The organism is Nocardia sp. NPDC024068 (assembly GCF_040638875.1).
In the GTDB taxonomy this organism is placed as follows: domain Bacteria; phylum Actinomycetota; class Actinomycetes; order Mycobacteriales; family Mycobacteriaceae; genus Nocardia.
In genome coordinates, this window is sequence record NZ_JBEZYU010000020.1 from 17933 (window position 1) to 38822 (window position 20890).

The 20890-nt window shown below is 66.6% G+C and carries 21 protein-coding genes and 1 pseudogene; 15 read left to right on the top strand and 7 right to left on the bottom strand.

Annotated elements, in window-relative coordinates; all coding sequences use genetic code 11:
• Positions 1–29 precede the first annotated feature (29 nt).
• Positions 30–803: a GntR family transcriptional regulator gene (locus AB0F41_RS17365; RefSeq protein WP_357424852.1), complete on the bottom strand. Its 774-nt coding sequence runs from the start codon at positions 801–803 to the stop codon at positions 30–32.
• Positions 804–947: 144 nt separating this feature from the next.
• On the opposite strand from AB0F41_RS17365, the gene AB0F41_RS17370 reads away from it, so the two are divergent.
• From AB0F41_RS17370 to AB0F41_RS17380, 3 genes are all read left to right on the top strand, one after another.
• Complete coding sequence (locus AB0F41_RS17370) at positions 948–2072, top strand: diaminopropionate ammonia-lyase (protein WP_357424854.1); 1125 nt, start codon at positions 948–950, stop codon at positions 2070–2072.
• 9 nt (positions 2073–2081) lie between these two features.
• Positions 2082–3356, top strand: a complete 1275-nt coding sequence (locus tag AB0F41_RS17375) for a Zn-dependent hydrolase (RefSeq protein WP_357424856.1) — start codon at positions 2082–2084, stop codon at positions 3354–3356.
• Positions 3357–3492: 136 nt separating this feature from the next.
• Positions 3493–4071, top strand: a complete 579-nt coding sequence (locus AB0F41_RS17380) for an MspA family porin (protein ID WP_357424858.1) — start codon at positions 3493–3495, stop codon at positions 4069–4071.
• Between the two features lie 219 nt (positions 4072–4290).
• On the opposite strand, the gene AB0F41_RS17385 is transcribed toward AB0F41_RS17380, so the two are convergent.
• Positions 4291–4590: a DUF1540 domain-containing protein gene (locus AB0F41_RS17385; RefSeq protein WP_357424860.1), complete on the bottom strand. Its 300-nt coding sequence runs from the start codon at positions 4588–4590 to the stop codon at positions 4291–4293.
• A gap of 266 nt (positions 4591–4856) precedes the next feature.
• On the opposite strand from AB0F41_RS17385, the gene AB0F41_RS17390 reads away from it, so the two are divergent.
• From AB0F41_RS17390 to AB0F41_RS17410, 5 genes and pseudogenes are all read left to right on the top strand, one after another.
• The gene (locus tag AB0F41_RS17390; protein WP_357424862.1) at positions 4857–6083 is read left to right on the top strand and encodes a cytochrome P450; all 1227 of its coding nucleotides are present in this window, start codon (positions 4857–4859) and stop codon (positions 6081–6083) included.
• On the top strand, positions 6080–6811 hold the full coding sequence (locus tag AB0F41_RS17395; RefSeq protein ID WP_357424864.1) for a TetR/AcrR family transcriptional regulator: 732 nt from the start codon (positions 6080–6082) through the stop codon (positions 6809–6811). Before AB0F41_RS17390 ends, AB0F41_RS17395 begins: the two co-directional genes overlap by 4 nt.
• 158 nt (positions 6812–6969) lie before the next feature.
• On the top strand, positions 6970–7884 hold the full coding sequence (locus AB0F41_RS17400) for a hypothetical protein (protein ID WP_357424866.1): 915 nt from the start codon (positions 6970–6972) through the stop codon (positions 7882–7884).
• A gap of 254 nt (positions 7885–8138) precedes the next feature.
• Complete coding sequence (locus AB0F41_RS17405; RefSeq protein WP_357424868.1) at positions 8139–8786, top strand: type IV toxin-antitoxin system AbiEi family antitoxin; 648 nt, start codon at positions 8139–8141, stop codon at positions 8784–8786.
• Positions 8787–8835: 49 nt separating this feature from the next.
• Positions 8836–9399 (top strand): annotated as a pseudogene (locus AB0F41_RS17410) (nucleotidyl transferase AbiEii/AbiGii toxin family protein); the annotation flags it as partial.
• Positions 9400–9547: 148 nt separating this feature from the next.
• Here AB0F41_RS17410 and AB0F41_RS17415 read toward each other — a convergent pair.
• Positions 9548–10384, bottom strand: coding sequence for a helix-turn-helix transcriptional regulator (locus AB0F41_RS17415; RefSeq protein WP_357424870.1), 837 nt, complete (start codon positions 10382–10384; stop codon positions 9548–9550).
• A 100-nt stretch (positions 10385–10484) separates the two neighbouring features.
• Here AB0F41_RS17415 and AB0F41_RS17420 point away from each other — a divergent pair, with 100 nt between their 5' ends.
• The 5 genes from AB0F41_RS17420 (at position 10485) to AB0F41_RS17440 (ending at position 13634) form a co-directional block, all read left to right on the top strand.
• The gene (locus tag AB0F41_RS17420) at positions 10485–11030 is read left to right on the top strand and encodes a YceI family protein (RefSeq protein ID WP_357424872.1); all 546 of its coding nucleotides are present in this window, start codon (positions 10485–10487) and stop codon (positions 11028–11030) included.
• A gap of 218 nt (positions 11031–11248) precedes the next feature.
• Entirely contained in the window at positions 11249–11581 is a 333-nt protein-coding gene (locus tag AB0F41_RS17425) for a WXG100 family type VII secretion target (protein WP_357424874.1), read from the top strand.
• The gene (locus AB0F41_RS17430) at positions 11578–11874 is read left to right on the top strand and encodes a WXG100 family type VII secretion target (protein ID WP_357424876.1); all 297 of its coding nucleotides are present in this window, start codon (positions 11578–11580) and stop codon (positions 11872–11874) included. Before AB0F41_RS17425 ends, AB0F41_RS17430 begins: the two co-directional genes overlap by 4 nt.
• Positions 11875–11877: 3 nt before the next feature.
• Positions 11878–13260, top strand: coding sequence for a hypothetical protein (locus tag AB0F41_RS17435; RefSeq protein ID WP_357424878.1), 1383 nt, complete (start codon positions 11878–11880; stop codon positions 13258–13260).
• Positions 13236–13634: a hypothetical protein gene (locus tag AB0F41_RS17440; RefSeq protein ID WP_357424880.1), complete on the top strand. Its 399-nt coding sequence runs from the start codon at positions 13236–13238 to the stop codon at positions 13632–13634. Before AB0F41_RS17435 ends, AB0F41_RS17440 begins: the two co-directional genes overlap by 25 nt.
• Positions 13635–13992: 358 nt before the next feature.
• Here the strand turns inward: AB0F41_RS17440 and AB0F41_RS17445 are convergent, their stop codons facing one another.
• Positions 13993–15252: a helix-turn-helix transcriptional regulator gene (locus AB0F41_RS17445; protein ID WP_357424882.1), complete on the bottom strand. Its 1260-nt coding sequence runs from the start codon at positions 15250–15252 to the stop codon at positions 13993–13995.
• A gap of 138 nt (positions 15253–15390) precedes the next feature.
• On the opposite strand from AB0F41_RS17445, the gene AB0F41_RS17450 reads away from it, so the two are divergent.
• Complete coding sequence (locus tag AB0F41_RS17450) at positions 15391–15711, top strand: hypothetical protein (protein WP_357424884.1); 321 nt, start codon at positions 15391–15393, stop codon at positions 15709–15711.
• Between the two features lie 197 nt (positions 15712–15908).
• Here AB0F41_RS17450 and AB0F41_RS17455 read toward each other — a convergent pair whose 3' ends face one another.
• The 3 genes from AB0F41_RS17455 to AB0F41_RS17465 form a co-directional block, all read right to left on the bottom strand.
• Positions 15909–16901: a GAF domain-containing protein gene (locus tag AB0F41_RS17455; protein ID WP_357424886.1), complete on the bottom strand. Its 993-nt coding sequence runs from the start codon at positions 16899–16901 to the stop codon at positions 15909–15911.
• A 10-nt stretch (positions 16902–16911) separates the two neighbouring features.
• On the bottom strand, positions 16912–18333 hold the full coding sequence (locus AB0F41_RS17460) for a cytochrome P450 (RefSeq protein ID WP_357424888.1): 1422 nt from the start codon (positions 18331–18333) through the stop codon (positions 16912–16914).
• Positions 18334–19057: 724 nt separating this feature from the next.
• A complete protein-coding gene (locus AB0F41_RS17465) occupies positions 19058–19678 on the bottom strand; it encodes an antibiotic biosynthesis monooxygenase (RefSeq protein ID WP_357424890.1) in 621 nt (206 codons plus the stop codon).
• Positions 19679–20062: 384 nt separating this feature from the next.
• On the opposite strand from AB0F41_RS17465, the gene AB0F41_RS17470 reads away from it, so the two are divergent.
• Complete coding sequence (locus AB0F41_RS17470) at positions 20063–20866, top strand: alpha/beta hydrolase (RefSeq protein WP_357424892.1); 804 nt, start codon at positions 20063–20065, stop codon at positions 20864–20866.
• Positions 20867–20890: the final 24 nt, after the last annotated feature.

The window sequence follows — 20890 nt, forward strand, 5'->3', positions numbered from 1 at the left end:
TGGCGGGGCGCAGGTCGATTGCGGGGTGTTCAGCTCTCGCGGCGGCGGCGCAGCTGAAAACGGAACGCCTCCGGCGACAGCCACGCCTCGCTGCGATTCACCACGACCCCCACCGAATCGCGAGTGAGTTCGCTGAGCTGCAGCAGCGGACTGCCTTCCTCGCAGCCGAGCCGGTCGCGGAGTTCGCCGGTCGCGACCACCGGGGTGAGGGTGCAGTCGGAGTATTCGGCCAGGCCGTCGGCGAGCAGGAGGTCCAGGACCGAGCCGTCGAAGCGGCGCCGGATCAGATCGGCGGACAGCACCGATTCCGGGACGTAGTCGACGATCAGTGCGACCTTACGGTCTCCCACCGATTTCGTACGGGTCACCACGGCCACCGGTCCCGGTTCGAAAACCTCGGCGAGCGGATCGTCGTCGCGGTCGATGCGGGTGAATTCCAGGTCACCGGTGCGGATTTCCTTGCCGGACTGTTCGGCGAAGGTATCGAAGGACGACAGCCGGTCGATACCGGAGCTGATCGATTCGGGCAGCGGCAGCACGATCGAGCCCGACCCCCGGACGATGCGGATATAGCCCTGATCCTTGAGGCTCTGCAGCGCGGCGCGGATGGTCACCCGGGAGGCGCCGAAAAGGCGTGACAGTTCACTCTCCGAGGGCAGTCGCTCGCCGGCTCCGAGGCGCCGGGACAGGATGAATTCGTTGAGTATCGCGTCCCGGATCTCCGCGTGCAGCTGGCGCCGCGACCGGATCCGGGTGATGTCGTCGCCGATACCCGCGGAATCGCCGGACGGGCTGCTGGCCATCGCGGAACCCTTTCCCAAGCTGTGGACGGAAATGCACGCCGAGACGCTCCGGCAGCCTATCAGGGCGATTTGGCTTAAGTCACTTGACAGTTGTCATACAAATTTCTAGGCTGAGGCCGATATCCGCAGGCCCGGGAGGAACCCATGTCAGAACCGCGACTCGTACCGAATCCCTTGGTGGCCAAGGGCGCCGTGGGTTCGCTCGTGGGCGAGAGCCGCGCCTTCCACCGGTCCATGCCGGACTACCGGCCCACCCCGGTTGCGGCCCTGCCCGCGGCCGCCGCGCGGCTGGGCGTGGGATCGGTGTACGCGAAGGACGAATCCCGCCGCATGGGTATGCCGTCGTTCAAGATCCTCGGCGCCTCCTGGGCCACCTACCGCAGCCTGCTCGCCCATCTCGGCCACCGCGCCGACAGCGGAATCGGGCTCGCCGAGTTGCGCGCCGAACTGGCCGCCGGGCCGGATCTGCGGCTGGTCTCGGCCACCGACGGGAACCACGGCCGCGCCGTCGCCCGGATGGCGGGCCTGCTCGGACTCTCCGCGCATATCCTGGTGCCCGAAGATATGGTGCGGGAACGAATCGATGCCATCGCCGTGGAGGGCGCCGAGGTCGAAATCGTGTCCGGCGGTTACGACGACGCCATCCGCCGCAGCGCCGAACTCGCCGATGCCCGCTCGCTGGTCGTCTCCGACACCTCCTGGGAGGGTTACGTCGAACCGCCGTCCTGGGTGATCGACGGCTACTCCACGATGATCGGCGAAATCCTCGACGAGATCGACGCCGGAAATATCCCGCGACCCACCGTCGTGGCCGCGCAGATCGGTGTGGGCGCCTTCGCGGCCGCGGTGGCGCGCGGGTTCGCCGGCCGTACCGGTACCCGTCTCGTGGGTGTCGAGCCGACCGACGCCGACTGTATGACCGCGAGCGTGGAAGCCGGTGGCATCACCACCATCCCCGGTCCGCAGCGGTCGAATATGGCCGGGCTCAACTGCGGCACACCGTCGGTGATCGCCTGGCCCGATGTGTCCTCGGGGTACGACACCTTCGTCACGGTCGCCGATTCCGCCGCCGAGGAGGCGATGCGGCTGATGTTCGGCGACGGGCTGGTGTCGGGGGAGAGCGGCGCGGCCGGGCTGGCCGGTCTGCTGAGCCACACCGGCGCGCTCGGACTCGGGCCGGACGATCACGTGCTGGTGATCTCCACCGAGGGAGCCACCGATATCGCGAACTTCAACCGGGTCACCGGTGCCGCGCTCGTCGCCGAGTAGGAGTAGCAGATGACCATCCACGATTCCTCGCTCCGTATCGATGCGGAGCGGCTGTGGCGATCCCTGGACGAACTGGGATCGGTAGGGGCGTATTTCGACGAGGACGCGGGACTGCACGGGGTGCGCCGGCTGGCACTGACCGACGCCGATATCGCGGGCCGGGAACTGGTCACCGGCTGGATGCGGGCGGCCGGGCTCGCCGTCACCACCGACCGGGTGGGCAATATCTACGCCCGGCGCGCCGGTGCGGACAACGCCGCCGCGCCCGTGATGGTCGGTTCACATATCGACTCAGTGGCGACCGCGGGCCGGTTCGACGGCTGTTTGGGTGTGCTGGGCGGGCTCGAGGTGGTCCGCACCCTGAACGACCACGGCATCACCACCGAGCACCCGATCGAGGTGGCGATCTTCACCGAGGAGGAGGGCGCCCGCTTCGGCACCGATATGCTCGGCAGCGCCGTGGCCGCGGGCCGGATCGATCTGGACGCCGCACGGGCGCGCACCGATTCCGCCGGAGTGACCGTGGGATCCGAACTCGACCGGCACGGCCTGGCCGGCGCGGTCGAGGTTCCCATACGGTCACCCCACGCCTACCTCGAATGCCATATCGAGCAGGGCCCGATCCTGTCCACCGGAGACACCCGGATCGGCGTGGTCCAGGGCGTGCAGGCGATCACCTGGCTGGAACTCCGGATCACCGGCCGCGCCGCGCACGCCGGCGCCACCCCCCAGCGCCTGCGCCGCAACGCGGGCCTGGCCGCCGCGCTGATCACGGTGCGCCTCGACGAGATGGTGGAGTCGGGGGAGTACGGGCTGCTGCTGGCCACCGTCGGGCGGCAGGTCAACTACCCCAACCTGATCAATATCGTGCCCGAGAAATCGCTGCTCACGGTCGATCTACGCAATCCCGACGGCGCGGCCATGGCGCGCGCCGAGGCCGATCTCGCCACCTGCATCGCCGAGGTGGAGAAGGCCACCGGGGTCACGATCACCTCCCGGGTCACCGCCAAGACCCCGCCGGTGGCATTCCCCGACTCCATGCGCGACCTGGTCGAGAAACACGCCTCGAATCTCGGGATGAGTTGTGAACGGCTGACTTCCGGCGCCGGCCACGATGCCGGGGAGATCGCCGCCCTGTGCCCGTCGGGGATGATTTTCGTGCCCGGACTGTACGACGGTATAAGTCATAATCCGCGTGAATATTCGACGCCCGAAGCCTGCGCGGACGGAATCGACGTCCTGCTGCACGCTGTTCTCGAACTGGCGGGGTCGGGGAACGAGTGAAGTACCGGCGGCCCGGAAAACAAGAACGGCGCGGAATTTCTGTTCCGCCGGGCCCGTCCCGGACGTTTACCCCGCTTTCGGTAACACGCTGAAATATGCCCCGGAACAGCGCTTTCACTCTGTTACTGTTCCGCGCATGAAATTCACCTCGGGCAGGCTTTTTTCGTGTGCGATGGGTGTGGTTTGTTCGGTTGCGGCGTCCCTGGCCGCGGCCCCGGCGGGAAATGCCGAAGTGGTGTCACTTCCGCCGCACGAGAAGACATTCCAATCCGTCGACGGCCCGGTTTTCGTCGTCGGCCATCGGGACGAACTGGTCGACAAAGTGCCCCCGCTGAACCTGGCCGGAACGGTGCGCGAGGTGTTTCTGTCCGGTGTCGCCTACAGTTCGGTCGATTCGGGTGCCGGTGGTGAACTCCACGTCGGGTATCACGTCGGCTGCTGGGCCGAATTCACCGGCGCCTCGGCCGGAACGGGCACGACCCAGGAGTCCCTCGGCCTCGAGGTATCGGTGCTGCCCGGGCAGGTTGTCGATGTTCCGCTGGTCGAGAAGACGATCGTCCCGGGCGTGCCGGGCCGGGTCGCGTATCACGACGTGCATCTGGTGATCAACGGCTGTATCGGGCCGGCGGTGGTCCGTCAATACGCCGAGATCCAGATGAAATCGGATGCCGTGGATGAACGGGGCGTGGTCTACGGCGACCCGCTGTGGATCTGACCGTCGGTGCCCGCGGGCAACTCGGCGAGGCACTCGAACGACCGGGCAGGTGTTCACGACCGGTGGCGTCGGATCGAGAGGTAGCGGTCCCGCCCGAGTATCGAAAAGTTCGTGTCGCAGAGGGGCGTGAGCCGGCGGCCGGTCACCGGTCGGCGCGGGTGGACTGCGGGTTCTCACGGCTACCCTCGCACCGGGCCGTGGCGATGACCGGCCGGTTGGTCAGCGTGGCGTGTAGGTCATGCAGCGGGCCGAGTGGTCGGCCTCGCCCGGGCCGACCCGGATATCGCCGGCGGTGCATTCGAGGTCCGCGTTGTGCGCGCAGTCGGCGCGCTGGCACGCCCCGACCATGCTGGTGACCGTGTCCAGTCCGCCGCGGACGGCCAGCGGGATGAACGTCGCGCAGTCGGCGGTGCCGTTCTGGCCGGAGACGTTGATCGCGTAGGCGTGACAGCCGTCGTGGTTGTAGGAACAACTGTTTACTGTGCATTCGCTGACGTGCGGCATTTCCATGGTGGTCATGTGCTTAGTCCTCCGGGGCTGTGGGGAGTCCTGCTCATGCGGCTACCACCATAGACGCGCGGAACGGCACTCGGAACCCTTCCGCGTCTGTCGGCGCGCGGTCGCCCCCCGGTGTTCGGCAGCTGGTATCCGGTGTTTGCCGAATGTTGTCCGAACCCGCATCCGTGATCCCTTCGAGCAATAAGTGAACGTTATTTACTAAAGCATGTTCACAAATGTGGTGTGGTGTGGTTCACTCCTGTTACTGCGTATCTAGAGGAGGCATCGTGACCGCACCGTCCCTGTCCCACGATTTCGATTTCACCGACCCCGACCTCTTGGCCGGCCGGCTGCCGATCGAGGAGTGGGCCGAGCTGCGCCGCGCCGCGCCGGTGTGGTGGGTCGACCAGCCCGACGGGGTCAGTGGTTTCGACGACGGCGGTTACTGGGTGGTCAGCAAGCTCGACCACATCAAGGAGATCTCCAAGAACTCCGAGGTCTACTCCACCCACGCCAACACCGCGGTGATCCGTTTCAACGGCGAGATCACCCGCGACGAGATCGATATCCAGCGCGCCATGCTGGTCAATACCGACCCGCCGGAGCACGACAAACTCCGCCGCATCATCTCCCGCGGTTTCACCCCCCGCGCCATCCAGAGCCTGCGCGACGCCCTGCGTGAACGCGCCGAGCGCATCGTGCACGAGGCGAAGAAGACCGGCGGCGGTGACTTCGTCGAACAGGTCGCGTGCGAACTGCCCCTGCAGGCCATCGCCGAACTGCTCGGCGTGCCGCAGGAGGACCGCGGCAAACTCTTCGACTGGTCCAACCAGATGATGGGTTACGACGACCCCCAGTACGCAGACAGCTACCGGATGGCCAACGCGCAGGTCATGGGCTACGCCTGGAACCTCGCCGAAGAACGCCGCGGCTGCCCCGCCGACGACATCATCACCCAGCTGCTCAGCGCCGATGTCGACGGTGAGGCGCTGACGTCCGAGGAATTCGCCTGGTTCGTCATCCTGCTCGCGGTGGCCGGTAACGAGACCACCCGCAACGCCACCACCCACGGCATGAAGGCCTTCGTCGACAACCCCGAACAGTGGGAGCTCTACCGGGCCGAACGTCCCCGCACCGCCCCCGACGAGATCGTCCGCTGGGCCACTCCGGTGATCGCCTTCCAGCGAACCACCTTGCAGGACACCGAGATCGGCGGCCAGGAGATCAAGAAGGGTCAGCGCGTCGGCCTCTTCTACGCCTCCGCCAACTTCGACGAGGACCACTTCACCAACCCGTTCGAATTCGACTGCACCCGCAACCCGAACCCGCACGTCGGCTTCGGCGGGACCGGCACCCACTACTGTGTCGGCGCCAATCTCGCCCGCCTGCAGCTCGACCTGATCTTCAACGCCATCGCCGATGTGATGCCGAACCTGCGTCAGGTCTCCGAACCCGTTCGGCTACGGTCGGGTTGGCTCAACGGAATCAAGAACTGGCAGGTCGCCTACGAATGACACCACCCGCCCGGCGCGGCCGGATGCCCGCGGTCAGCGACGCGGATATCCGGCGCGTGGCCGCGGAACTCCTGGTCGAGCACGGCGCGGAGGCATTGACCCTCCGCGCCATCGCGCGTGCGCTCGGCATCACCGCGCCCGCCCTCTACCGCTACTACCCCTCCCGCGAAGAGATCCTGGCCGCTCTGCGCCGCGATATCTGTAAACGGCTGGCCGACGACCTCGCCGGGCAGGTGGCGGAGCTCCCCGACGACGGCGTGGTCCGGCTGTTCGCCATCTGCCGCGCGTTCCGGCGGTGGGCGCTGGCCCATCGCAACGAGTTCACGCTCGTGTTCGCCTCGCCGGCGGCCGACGGGGAGGGCACGGTGCGCCGGTTCGACGAATCGTTCGGGCTGGTATTCCTCGAGGCGGCGGGCAAGCTGCTGGCCGCCTACGACCTGGCCACCCCGCCGGTCGATTCCATCCCGGAAGCGCTCCGAACGGACCTGCTCGCGTTCCAAGGGGAACTGCTGGCGCTGCTGGCGGGGTCGGATCAGAAGTTCCCGGCGGAGAAATTCGATCTCGGGATCGCGTATCTGATGATGACGGTGTGGGTGCGGCTCTACGGTCATGTGACGCTGGAGGTGTTCGGGAATTACCCGATGCCGGTGAGTGATCCGGACGTGCTGTTCGACGCGGTCCTCACCGACCTCGCCGCCGGAATGGGTCTCACCACCTCGGCCGAGTAACCCGGGTCCGCGTCCAGAGGTCCGGCATTTCCGGATCGAATCCTGTCGGTGGCCCCCTTGTTCGATGGGGCCGGTTCGAGAACCTGTCCGGAATGCGTGCGATAACCTCTGGGCCGACAGCAGTTTCGATGAACGGTGGGGGATTCATGATCCGGCGGGTGGGGATACTGGTTGTGCTCGCGCTGGCCGCGGCGGGTTGCGGGCACGGCTCGTCGAGCCCGCTGCTACCGGCCGCCGAGACCGACCCGCCGGCCGAGACGCTGGCCCGGCTCCGCGATACCGATATCTGCGCACTGATACCGCGTGCGACGCTGGCGGAGTACGGGATGACCGCGGTCGGCACCAATCATCTGTACGGGTGCACCGCGGCACTCGGTGACGACTCCGGACCGGCCGGCCAGGTCGATTGGGTGGTGCGGGCACTCGGCGATACCGCCCTCGATACCGGCGATACCGTCACCATCGACGGCATGGTGGTCACCTTGCTCGGCGACCACCACGTCCTCTCGCCCAGCGAGATCACCGCCGCCCGGCCGCGATTGTGTACCGCGTATTCGCCGTTGCCGACGGGAGGCTCGCTCGAGGTCCGCCTCACCCTCGGCCCGGACACCGAACCGTGCACCGCGGTTCGGTCGCTGGTCGGCGTGGCGCTGTCCGAGTGGAAACGCCACCCACGATTGGGTGAATCGCCGGATACCGTGCGTACCGCGGTGACCGGTGTGGATCCATGCGAGGTTCTGACCCGGCTTCCCGATGCTCGCGGCGGCGGCACTCAATGGGTAGATCGCTGCTGGTTCGACCTCGACGGTGACCACATGTACGTGGGCTACACCCACGCCTCGGACCGCGAATTCGAGAATTACGAACCGGTCGAGATCGCCGGGCGCGAGGTATTCGCGACAAGTGAGGACGGGACACCGGCCTACATGATCCGAGTCGGTCCGACATTCGACCCGGTCGCCGACGGCTACGAATTCGACGACGTTCCCGCAGTGCAGATCCGAGGACACGATCACGCCGCCGTGGAGAAGGCCGTGACCGCGGTGCTCGACATCTTCCCGGAATCCGGGTGAACGGCGCCGGACAGCGGCGGGCGGCTCCCGGCGCCATGCATGGGAATCGCGGCCCGAAAAGGTGGTTTTCGCTGCCGGCTCGTACGTGACAGGTTGCAGAGATCACCTGACATGCGACCGAATGCCGGTCGCCTGGAAAAATGGGGTCAAGCGTGGGTCGCAACATGCGCGGTTGGGTGCTCTCGATGTTATTGCGCTTGCGATATGCGTTACGTAGGGTAGGAGCCTACGAAACGCATAGTAAAGGGGAATTCGTGGAGAGGAAGCGTGGGACACCGATACCGGCCGACCTTGCGCGTTCCGCGCTGCGGACCCTCCGCCCGCAGGACGCCGCCCATGTGTACGCGCATCCGCGCCCGGAGCTTGCGCGACTCGCCGACCGCGGGGTCCTGCACCGAGCGGCCCACGGTTATTACATCGTCGTACCGCAGGAACAAGTCGGGCGGCCGTGGCTCCCTGGTCTCGAAGCACTTGCCGCGGGAATAGCATCGGCGATCTACGGCGCCGACTGTGCGGTGGTGATGGGTGTCAGCGCGGCCCGCCTGCTCGGAGCGATTCCGCGCGCGCTGGCCACTGCGGTGGTCGCCGTCCCCGGCCAGCACCGATCGATCGCATTGTCCGACCGCCCTGCCACCATTCGGTTCGTGCGACGCGACACCGAAAAACTCGACGCCGAACGAGTGGAGACACCGCTCGGCCCGGCCCTGGCCACGACACCCGAACAGACCGTGCTCGACCTGGCCCGGCGACCCGATCTCGGCAATGCGCAGACCGACGTCCCCACGGCGGTCGCTGTGCTGTATCGCCGCAGCGACCCGGCTCGGCTGGTCGAGCTCGCCGAGTCGCAGCGTCTCGTCGCGGCGCTGCGTCGCGCCGAGGTCTGGGCCGGGGCGAAGCCGTGAACCCGGAAGAACGTGACACCGTCACCTCGTCGCACTCGGAAATCGCAACGAGCTGGCTGCCGAGATCGATGCTGTGCTCCCCCGGGCGGTGGCACGCAGCCACGGTAGGTTGATCTGGGAGCCCGAGCTCGCGGCCGTTCGGGACACCGGGACGGCCAACCTCCGCACCGGTAGCGGGCTGACCGTGAAGATCCAGCTGTTGTCCTCTCGGAACCGGACGCTGTGGCCGACGGAGTTTCGGGCGCTGGAGCAGCGTTACAGCGATGCGCCCTCTTCTATTTTGTCGGTGCCCACGCAGGCCGCCTTTGCCGCCGCAAAGACCGCGACGTGGCACGACCGGCGTGCCTCGCGTGACCTGTGGGATCTGTGGGCCCTCGCTGGAATCGGGGCCATCGATCCGGAGGCAGCCCGGTTGTTCGAGCGGTATGGACCGACGAACAGACCGCCCGCTGGTCACCTGTTCGACCGCCCGCCGAGTGAGGCCGATTGGATTGCACAGCTGGCCGGTCAAACTCACCTGACCGTGTCGGCGACAACAGCACTCAGAACTGTCCGCGATGCGTGGGCGCTCGCCACGGCCCACGACGTAGAGCCGGGGGCCGCGGAACAGTAACTCGGTGATCTGTTCGTTGCGGACCGTAGGGTATTTCTCCACCGCCTCCGCCTCGGTATCACCGAGTACGAAACAGGAAATGCGATCGGGCCGGCAGCGCGCGATCTCATCGCGACCCCGCCACCGCGCGGGCCGGCAACCGGCGGAATCACTCCCCGGAGGCCTGCGGCGTGACCAGGCGCAGGCCCGGACCGGCCGCGGCGGAGCGGTCGACGAGCCAGACCACGAGGCTCTGATCCGCATCGCTTTCCAGCATTTCGACCGGGACGTCGAGGGCGCCGAGTTCGGGATGCTCGAACCGCAGGACCTTCGCCATCTCGAGTCCGGTGCCCTGCGGGCGCCAGCGCGCCGTGAACTCGGGATTCTTGCGGAGCGTGTCGATGGTTTCGCGCAGGTCCGGGTCGCCGGGCCGGCGCAGCGTCGACCGGCGTAGCACCTCGGCGAAGGTATCGGCGGTCGCCGCCCAGTTGCGCAACACCCGGCGGGCGAGCGGATGGGTGTAGACGTACTCGGCCAGGTTCACGTTCTCCCGGTCGTCCAGGAGACCGAGGGGGACCGCGAAATCCTCCCAGGCCGGATTCCAGCCCAGCACGTTGAGCCGGCGGCCGAGTACGAACGCCGGGGTGGGCGCCAGTGCCCGGAGGATCGCCTCCATCGTCTCCGACAGTTGCTCCCGGGCCGGGGACGCCACCGGGCAACGAGACTCATGGCTGCTGGTCAGCGCCAGCCATCCGAACACACTCCGCTCCTGCTCGTCCAGCAGCAGCGCCTCGGCCAGTGCTTCGACCACCGCGGCGGAGGGATTGGTATCGCGGCCCTGCTCCAAACGGGCCAGGTAGTCGGCACTCACGCCGGCCTGGACCGCCACCTCCTCGCGTCGCAGGCCCGGTGTCCGACGCCGGCCGCCCACGGGCAAGCCGATATCGGCGGGGCGCAGTTCGGCGCGACGCCTGACCAGGAAATCCGCGAACGCATTGCGGGTCATCACACCATGGTGCCCTCCCACGGCCCGATCAGCCGCGCCCTCTCAGGTCCAGGATAAACAGGGTCTGGCCGGCGGGCGCCGGTGCGGAGATCGTGAGGTCATGACGACAACACCGGAAACCACCAGCTCAACCCTGCGCGCCGGCCAGTGGGCGCTCGATCCCGCGCACTCCTCGGTCGCGTTCACCATCCGCCACCTCGGCATCGCCAAAGTGCGCGGCGGGTTCGGCCGCTTCACCACCCGGTTCGAGGTGGACGAGACGGGCGCGGCGTCGATCGGCGCGAGTATCGACCTCGATTCGTTCGACACCGGCAACCCCGACCGCGACGCGCATATCCGCGCCGCGGATTTCCTGGACGTGGCCAATCGGCCGACCCTCACTTTCCACGCCGCCGAGCCGGTGCGGGTCACCGAGAACTTCACCGTGACGGGGGACGCGACGCTCGGCGGGGTGACCGCGCCGGTGACCCTGGATGTCGAATGGGGCGGGGTCCAGGATTTCGGTCCCGGCGGCGACCGGCACGCCGGATTCTCCGCGACCGGTGTCATCAAACGCTCTGATTTCGGCGTCGGTGATTCGCTGCCGGGACTGTTGAGCGATGCCGTGAAGATCGAATTGGAGATCCAGCTGATCGAACCGCGGTAGGGGAACTGCCGGGTAGTCGGGTCCGGCCGAGCTGCGGTCACCGTCGGCTGTTCGAGCAGTTCGATACGACGGTCATGAAGTTGGTCCCGGAGACCGGACGAGCAGACGGTTCAAGTCCGGGAGGGCGCGCAGTCTCGACGCGCGTCCTCGCCGGCCGTGCTCACGCAGCGGTAGTCAACCGAGTGTGTCGGCGGAGTAGGCCTGATAATCTCGCGAACATGGTTGATTCAGGGGGGAATCCGAATCCCGCCGGTGACGTTACGGTTGTGCCGGAAGAGGTTCGGGCGGTCGGGCAGTTCGTGGCGGATATCGCCCGGAATCTGCGATCCGGTCTGGATTCGGCGAGTACGGATGTCGATGCCCTGCTCGCCGACGGGTGGAGGGGTGACGCCTCCGACGAGTTCAGTGGCGGCTGGACCGAGCTCCGCGACGGCGGCATCAAGATCTTGCAGGCATTGGACGGTATGGCCGCCGAACTGGGTGTCCAGGCCGGGAGTTACGTCACCACCGATGACGGTATCGCCCAGCAGTTCCCGAGCCTGAACCTATGAACTCGGAATTCACCGTCGACGTCGAACGACTCGACGCCATCGTGTCGCGCCTGTCGAATCTGGCCGGTTACCTCACCGAACAACTCGACCTCATCGACGACAAGGTCGCCGGCCTCGACGGCGCCTGGGAAACGCTGGCCGCCAACGCCTACCGCGACGCCCACCTGCTGTGGTCGGCCGGGGCCCGCGAATTCGCGACCGGCCTCGCCGATATCAGCGACGCCGCCCGCACCGCACACACCCGCTACACCACCGCCGCCGAAGTCAACCGGAAAATGCTGCAGGACGGGTGAACCATGGCATGGGTCATCGACTCCGGCATGTACTACGCCGCCGCCGATAAATGCCACCTCCTCGCCGGGGACATCAGCCTCGCGCTGGGCCCGCTGCACAGCACGCTGGTGCACGACTGCGGCGGTATGGCCGGCGACCACGAAACGTCCGAGGACTGGACCACCACTTACAACAAGCACGCCACCGATATCGTCACCCTCGCCGCCACCCTGGCCAACGCCCTGCAACGATTCGGCGATGTACTCGCCGCCAACGGCTACAACTGGTGGCACGCGAACCGAGCCAAGGCCAGCGGACCCGAACCGGACCGGCCGAGTGCTTCCGAACCGCTCTACGACTCCGGGATGGCGCTGCCCACGAACGCCAAAGGCGATAACGGACCCGGGCTGGACGAGGGCGCGGTCGCCGGACTACTGGAGAAGGTCGGCCGCATCCCCAACGGCGACGTCACGAAACTCGGCAAGGCCAAAGACGCCTGGCAGGCATTCGCCGACCACGCCACCATCACCGGCGCAGCCGACCGGATCAAAGGCATCAATGCCGCATTCACCGGCAGCACCGACCCCAACATCGCCGATATCGAAGCCAAACTCACCACCTTGACCCGAGCCGCGGAAATGCTGGCCCAAGCATCCAAAGCCTTGGCCACACCAGTAGGTGAACACCGCGACGCGCTCGTGGACATGCGTGACGACATCCAGACCGCAGTCGCGAACGCCGGTAAGGAGATCGCCGCCGCCATCGCCATCACCGCGGGAATCGTCGCGATCGCCGCCATCGCCTCCGCCGGGCTGGCCGCCCCCGCCGCTGCAGGGGGCGGCGTCGTGGTCACCGCCGAGATCGTCACCACCACCGCCGGACTCATCAAGAACGCCGTCACCATCAGCCGCCTCCTGGCCATCTTCGGCTCCGTCCTCGCCGTCGGCACGGCCTCCGGCGCCTTCACCGCCATCCCCGACCTCACCACCGACGGCATCAACGCCGCCCTCGCCTCCATCGCCGCCATGGCAGTCCACATCGCCGACGACGGCGACGACAGCGCTGCAAGTGACTCGTCGCAGGATTCGACGGCCGCCTTTCCCCCACAGGAAGCAGTCGATAAGGTCCCGGATGAGTGGGGTCCCGGACAGCCCAACAGGAAGAAGGAAGGGGAGCGGTGGCTCGACCCCGACAACCCTCAGGGCAATGGCGTACGGATAGACAAGGGCGATCCGGCGAGCCCGAATCCGTCTCAGCGCGTTGACCATGTCGTCGTCCGCACGGACGGGAAGGTTCTCGGCCCCGACGGGCAACCAATTCCTCCGGGCGCGCCTATCAAGGATCACCCGGAAGCTCATATTCCCCTCAGTGAGTGGCTCAAGTGGAGGAGCTGGAATCAGCCGTGAGTGTGCGTTATCCAGAAATGCGTATCCAGGTGTTGAGCGCTGTCAACGCATTGGCGGACCGTGATTACCAGCAGCGCGTTTGGATCGACCGGATCTATCCCCATGAGAACTATTATGACGATCTCGATCTGAATATCAGCATTCTCTACGATGACACGTTGGTGCTTCCTGATCCGGCGACGGCGTTGGGGACGATTCTGGCCAACACGGTAGAGGTGGGCAGTTTGCGATCACTAGCCGAACATCTGGATCCGATTATCGACGAACTAGGTGACTCGCCCGATTCTCGATATCTCTCCCACCCAAAGTGGCCTGGCGTAGTCTCTGCCGCCAATGCTGCTCTCGAGGTCATGAGATCGACAGGAAGCTCGTGACGTATGTACAACTCTACAAAGCATGACTGCCTTCTAGGTGTTTACCTGAAGGATGCCTCCGGTGGGGAAGACTGTGGAAATATCGATTCCCTCCTTACCCTCTATGACGGCTATCGGATAGAAGGCGATTGGGGATCGGTGCGGATCTGGAGTAGCGCGCCTCCGAGTCTGCACCCCATCTCCCGGTGCGACGCAGCGGACGACTGATGAGTGGGCTACGCGCGAAGTCGACGGGACGCGCATTGCTACGACACGTCGCGGCGCTCTCACGTGGTGACCACAGGCTTCAGATCTCCTACGATCTCGAGGACCGGCGGGGCCATCGCCGCGCTATCGCTCTGAAGGCATTGGCTGCAGCCTAGGCCGAGACCACTCCGACTCGTTGCGCCAACCGACCGAGTTCACCCGCGGTCAGATCTCGCCGAGCGGACCGCATCATTTGCCCGGCCAGTTCCCGGACGTGGGTCATGTTCCGGACCTTCTGTGGCGCTGCGTGTTCGGCATGAAGGAGCGCGTGCAGCGAACCACGGTAGTTCCGGCGCATCGCCTGCGCCCGGCCGATTTCGACGAAGTACTGGGCGCGCCTACCTTCGGACGGTAGGTCGGTTGGACGGAGTTGTGGTGCGAGGGTGAGTACCTGTTCGGCGTCTCTGCGCTCCATAGCCGCGGACATGCGCCAGAGAACGACGTTGGCCTTCACGAATGTCGGGTCGGAAAGCAGCGAGGTGTTCGGCGCCGCGTACGTTCGCCGGACCGTTTGTTCCGTGGCTTCGTCGAAGTGTGGAGTGGGGTCATTGCCCATGGCAGCAGTTACCAGACCGACTTGCAGTTGCAGCATTCCGCACAATTCCATCTCGCCGGCCGTGTGTGCGAGACCTCCGAGTGCGGCCCCCGCGCTTGTCGCGGACTCCAGGGCTGCCGGTAGCCCGTCCGGTCGGGACAGCATGATTTGACTGCGGATGAATGCGGCCGCAGCGTGCGCCGCTGTTCCGCCGCCGTTGTGGGCCGCCTTCTCCGCTTCCTGCGCGGCGGTCCAAGCCAAGGACTGGTAGCCGAAGTTCTTGAGCACCGCCGCCGCGGTATGCGCGGTCGCCGCCAGGATGTCCCATGCACGGTCTCGATCGGCGCCACGGGTGTCGCGTGCGTGCTGATAACACTCGGTGAGTACGGGTGCGATCTTCGGTCCGAGTTCGGCATAATTGCACTCGAGTTTCAGTGCCGCGATCTCCCGCGCGGCAGAAGCCAACTGGTCCAGGGTCCGTTTGGGTGCTGTTGGAGTGATGTTTCCCGCTGCCCACAGTGCGGTTTCGATGGCGAGAACCGAACCGTGGATGCCCGCCACCGATGGATCGAAGCGCTCTTCGACCTGACCGGTGAGGTCACCGAGGGTGACGCCCAATGCCTTCGCGAGTGCGAGGAGAGTACGACGAGAATCGACCGGTCGTTCACCGGTCTCGTACTTGGCTATGGCGCTGCGGCTCAGCCCGGCCAGGTCTGCGAGCACCTGTTGGGAGATACCTCGGCGGGCTCGGATCATGCGCACTCGCTGACCGACGTATCGGTCTTCGTCTGGACCGTTCATTCGTGTGCTCCCCTCGAATTCACGCGCAAAACCCATGCTAACCACGTTGTTCCGGAAGGGGACAGTCGCCGGCGTAGGTCGGGCCACTCTTTACGCCGACGACCGGCGCCGGGTCGACCTGGAGTCCTCGGCGCCGGGCGTCTGCCAATCCAACACTGTGGTCAAGGGGTGCGTATGACCGGCGAGTTGCCGAAGGCGATCGGGTTGACGCGAAGGGACGTGGTCAGCCGGGGTGCTGATCTTCATGTTCTCGCCGAGCGACACCGGCATCGGCTGGTATTCAGCGTTGTGCTCGATACGGGTCCGCTGGTTTCGGCCCTCGTGATCGCGCAGCACGTGTACGAGCACAATGCCGCCGCGGTGGTGGTACCTGGATTCGAGCACGCCGACTCGGTGCGGCACGTGGTGACCGACCTCGCCGCACTCATTACTCCGATGTGGATCTACCCGCGTGGGTACCGGTGGCCGTTGAACGACCTCGGGGAACGGCATTGAGCGGCGCTGACCTAGCACTCGCCCTGTTGTCGCTCGGTTTGGTCGCGCTGACCGTGGTGTTGTGCCGACCCCCCGGTGAATAGCGGGAGCCGGTCCGGCCAGTTCCGGGACCCGGAGATGGGCGAGGGCCAGTTCGAATTCCCGGACGTCGAGGGCTTCCACCCCGGTCTGCCGGCGGCGTTGACTCGTAGGAGGTTCTACTCGACCCGGGCGATCCTGACTATGTGCAGGCGGCTGCCGACCTCACCGGGGTAGCGGCGGGAAGTGATGGTGACGGGTTGCCATCCGCTGGGGTTGTGGGCGCGGATGCGAGCCGGGGTGACGGCCTTGGTATCGGGTAGTCCCGACTGCAGCATGACCGCCGATTTGGCGATTGCGTCCCAGTCGTCTCGGTGGATGAGTTCGGCGTCTCCTTCGCGTTGCCAGTCGATCCAGGCGGGCACGTGGCCGATCCACTGTGCGATGAGCGGGGCGCCGGTGGGCGGGAACGCGATCAATGCGGCGGCCGGTGTTTCGGGTCCGGGTTCGTCGGTGAGGCCGAGAGCTTCGTGCGGTCCGAGGACCGGCGGTTCGACGTCGGAGACATCATGGGTCAGGCCCCGCAGCCCGGCTCGTTCCAGATCCGTTCGGCCACGGGCGAAGATCTGCCAGTTCATCAGGTGGCCGTTGTCGTGCAACACCACGATGTTCGAGGTGAACCGGGCGTCGGGTTCGGGGTTGGTGCCGAGCGCTATCAATGCCGTGGCGTCATCGAATTTCACCACCTTGCGGAAGAACTCACCCGGTGATCGAACCCGTTTGAATCCGTCGGCGTCATCGGTGCTCATCATCCACGACTCGAGCCGCTGTTGAACCTGTAATTCGCCCGCGTACCAGCCGATTCCGGCTGCCGGCCGGGGCGCGGGGATCGGTTCGCCTGGTGCACCGACCCAGAGGTGAAGGGCGTATACGTCGCCTTCCGGGCCGAGGATGGGCAGGGCGCGAACGCGACGGTGACCGCCGCGCCCCGATACGACCTGATCGGCTTCCGAACCGGATTGACGGACCCAGTCGGCCAGGTCGGCGGCATCCACGCCTTCGTTGCGTTGCAGGGAACGCAGGGAAACCCAATCGCGACGCTCGCCGTCCTTGGCGACGATGGTCATCGGAGTCTCCAGCGGACCCAGCGCTTCGATGAGAAACCATGGCATCGGAGAGTGCCTACCTCTCCGGAACGGCGGCCGCCGAGCGGCCGCGGGCGATCAATTCGAAGGGTTCGGGACGCAGGGTGCCCCGCTCCTGTAGCGCCAGCGGTAGGTCGGAGGAGCTGCGCAGATCGAAGGCGTGGACCAGCCGGCCGAGCAGGAGTGTGGCCTCGTGGAGTGCGAACGCCCGGCCGATGCACGAGCGTGGACCCGTGCCCCACGGCTGGAAGAACCGATCGGGGAAGGCCCGGAGCGCGGCGGTATCGAAGCGATCGGGGTCGAAGGTTCCGGCATCCGGCCCCCACACCTCCGGATCGCGTTGCGCGGCCAGAGCCAGCACGAAGACCGCTCGTCCGGCCGGAATCTCGTAGCCGCCGAGGTTCTGCGCGGTGCGAGCGATACGGAAGTAGCCGGGGGCGGGTGGACAGAGGCGCAGGCATTCGTTCAGGAACTGGCGCGTGAATCGCATCCTGGTCACGGCGTCGTAATCGAGGTGCGTTGCCTGCGCGGGCATTTCGGCTCGGACGCGCTCCTGATGGCCGGGGTTCTGCGCCAAGTAGTACAGCGCGACTTCCAGCAGTGCCGCGGTGGTCTCGTGGCCGGCGATCAAGAACGTGAGGGTCTGGTCGCGAACGTTGGAGTTGGGCAGGCGCGACCCGGTCTCCGGATCGACAGCGGTCAGCATCAAATCGAGCAGATTGGTCGGTTCGCCGTTGTTCTCGACCTTCCGGCCCGCTATCAGTTCGTCGACGTACTGCTGCAGTGCGGCGATATCGCGCCGTACGGTCGAAGCTCGCAGTGCTTCTCGGATATGGCCGAGGATCGGTACGTCATTGGTGGATTCCGAGGCCCACTGCAGGGTGCGGCCGAGTGCGCGCACGAAGCGGTGTGAATCGCTGTCCTCGCCGGAGGAGTCGAACAACCCCAGGTTCCGCCCGAACCCGGCCCGTGCGATCACCTCGAGGGTGGCGCGGGTCATCGCCGAATGGGCTGCCACCGGCCCGCTGCCGGCCGAGGTCCACTCCGCCACCAGATCATCGGCGACCGTGGCCATCGCGTCGTGGTATGTGCGCATCGCGGCCTGGGCGAACCCCGGCGTGAGAATCCGCCGCGCCTGTCCCCAGAGCGGATCCTTGGAGCTGGCCGTGAACATCCCGTGTGGTGCCATCGGACGCAGCTTCGCCAGGGGGCCGAGGAGTACACGGCCCCAGGCTGATTCGTCATTGCACTGTGCCGCCAGTCGGCCCCCGGCCACGATGATCAGCTGGGTGCCGAGCAGTTTGCGCTGGAAGATCGGGCCCAGTCCGCCTTGGGCGAGCTTCAACTCGTGCTGCGTCGGGCGGTGCCGGTCCACACTGGCCACATCGCCGATGATCGGCAGCCGACCCGGCGGATGTGGTAGCGCCTCCACGGGCAACGTGGCGCTGGACGATTCCATGCGACCACTCAAACATGTCTGCGGACCGATCGCCACGTCGCCCGCGAACCGGTAGGCCCGCTGTATACGCCCCGGCGCAGACAGCTCGATCGGATCCCGGAAGCGGTGATTCTTGCCATGGCCGGCTCGCTTCGGTGCGACCTACGTGCTGGTTGCGGTGTGCCACGAGCTTGTGTTTAGCTGTGGCCAGGTCGGGCGGCTCATTCCCCTGGCTGGACGTAAGAAGCTCGCACTATCCCGCGTACTCCATGTACCCGGCTGTCTTGCTGAGCGATAAACACGACCAGCAGGTAGGCGGCGATGGGCGACGAGTGGGCTGATACGGCCCTCGATCATTCCCGATGTCACCCGGCAGCCCGTCTTCCGTGGACCGCAATTTTGCGGCCGACCTTGCCGAAACACGAAGTCCACCGCTTTGTGTCGCCGATCAGAGGGCCACCGTCCTTACTCAACCGTTATAGCCATCACCTATTGGCCTGTGGCGGGGTCTTGCCCGGCAAACCCTGAACCTTCGACCCTCGAGAGGTCGTTGCGGCTATCGGCACGGCTGGTGGGGCCGGATTCGGAGGGGAACTCCGGCCCCGTGGGATGTCGTTGTCCGGGTCGAATTGCGGATCCGGCTCGTCCGGATACGACCGGCTTCCGCACCGAGCAGCAACCGGTATCGCGTCGGCCTGATGAGCGAACGCCCCTGCTGCCCGCGCATATCGACTTCGGTTGGAGGTCAGGCCATTTCCGGGACCCGGAGGTGGGCGAGGGCCAGTTCGAACTCCCGGACGTCGAGGGCTTCCACCCCGGCCTGGCGGGCGGCGTCGACCCTGAGTGAGGCCGACTGCTCCCGGCTCGCCCGCATCGCTTCGGCGCTGTCGTAGCTGGTGCACGAGACGGCGCGGCCGGATTTCCGGTTGACCATCAGGCTCGCGCTGCAGAACCCCTCCAGATCTTCCATGGCGGGCAGGGTGGAGGCCTTGTAGATTTCGATGGCCGTGTCGAGGCGGGTGGGGTCGGTTTTGACCCAGGTGGCGCGGACGCAGGCGCCGTCGTTCGCGTGGTGGGCTCGGTGCAGGCCGGCGATCTCCCATTCCTCCACCTGGGCGGCTCCGCCGAATGTGGTGAGGGCGCGGTCGCGGATGGGGGCGACCTGCACCATGCTGTCGTGCATTGCGTCTTCGGACTCCCAGGCGCTGGTGGCGATGCAGTGCCCGTTGTCCCGGTCGACCAGTAGCGATAGTCCGATGCATCCGGGAAGTACCCGTAATGCGGGTAGGACGATATCGCGCATATGCGTGATCCCGGCGTCGATGGCCGCGGGTTGCGCCTGGATAGTGGTAGATCGCGCGAACATGATCCACCCCCTCTCTGCTCGGGGCAACGCCCGGTGGCGCCACCGGTCTCTTCACCCTGCTCTTCCATGGTCGCGGTGGCAAGGATCACCCGCACCCGGGGGCCGCCTGCGGGTCGGGCCGCGTCGTGCAGTGGTAGGGCGGTGGGCCGGGCGTAGGGTCGCCGTGTCGTGCGTTGTCCGGGGGCTCGGCGAGGCGGGCCGTGCGAACCGCGGGAGGCGAGGGCGTGCACCGAATAACGACCGGGTCGCGGGCTCGCAACGACCCCTTCGCCGGTGGGCCCACCGGGTTACACTTGCTAGCCGTATCACCTGTGCGGCGCCCGCAGTCATGGCGCCGGCCTGCTCGAATTCGTGAAAAACCGATCGAGACCGGACAGGGAAACCATGACCATCATCCGCATACTGCGTACCGCTCTGTTCACCCTGATCCTCGCGCTGATCGCCGCGACCGCGGCCGCCGTACCCGCCGCGGCCGCGCCGAAGCCGACGGTGGTGCTGGTGCACGGCGCCTTCGCCGACGCCACCAGCTGGGACGCGGTTGCCGCGCAGCTGCGCGGTCAGGGATATCAGGTGCTCACCCCGGACAACCCCTTGCGCGGGCCGGGTTACGACGCGGCCGCCATCCAGCGCACCCTCGATACCGTCGAGGGGCCGATCGTGCTGGTGGGCCACTCCTACGGCGGGTTCGTGATCACCAATGTGCACGACCCGGATATCGAGTCCATGGTCTATGTGGCGGCCTTCGCGCCCAGCCAGGGTGAGGTCGCGCAGCTGGCGCTGGACCCGATCCGCTTCCCGGGCAGCGAACTGCTGCCGCCGACGCTCCAGGTGGAGCTGGTCGACGATCCGCAGGGGATCGCGGGACGCAACCTCGACGGCTATGTGGCGCCGGATCGCTTCCACGATGTGTTCGCCCAGGATGTCGACGATGCGACCGCGGCGCAGATGCTCGCGCATCAGAAGTCGATCGCGGTGTCGGCCAATCTCCAGCCGTCCGGTCCGCCGGCGTGGGCGGAGAAGCCCAGCTGGTATGTGGTGTCCGGTCAGGACCGGGTGATTCCGGCGTCCTCGCAGCGGTTCATGGCGGGCCGGATGGGCGCGCAGACCAGTGAACTGGATTCCTCCCACGCGTCGCTGGTCTCGCATCCGGGTGAAGTCACCGCGGTCATCGTCACCGCGGCCGGGTAGTCACAGGTTCGAATTCGGGGCGGT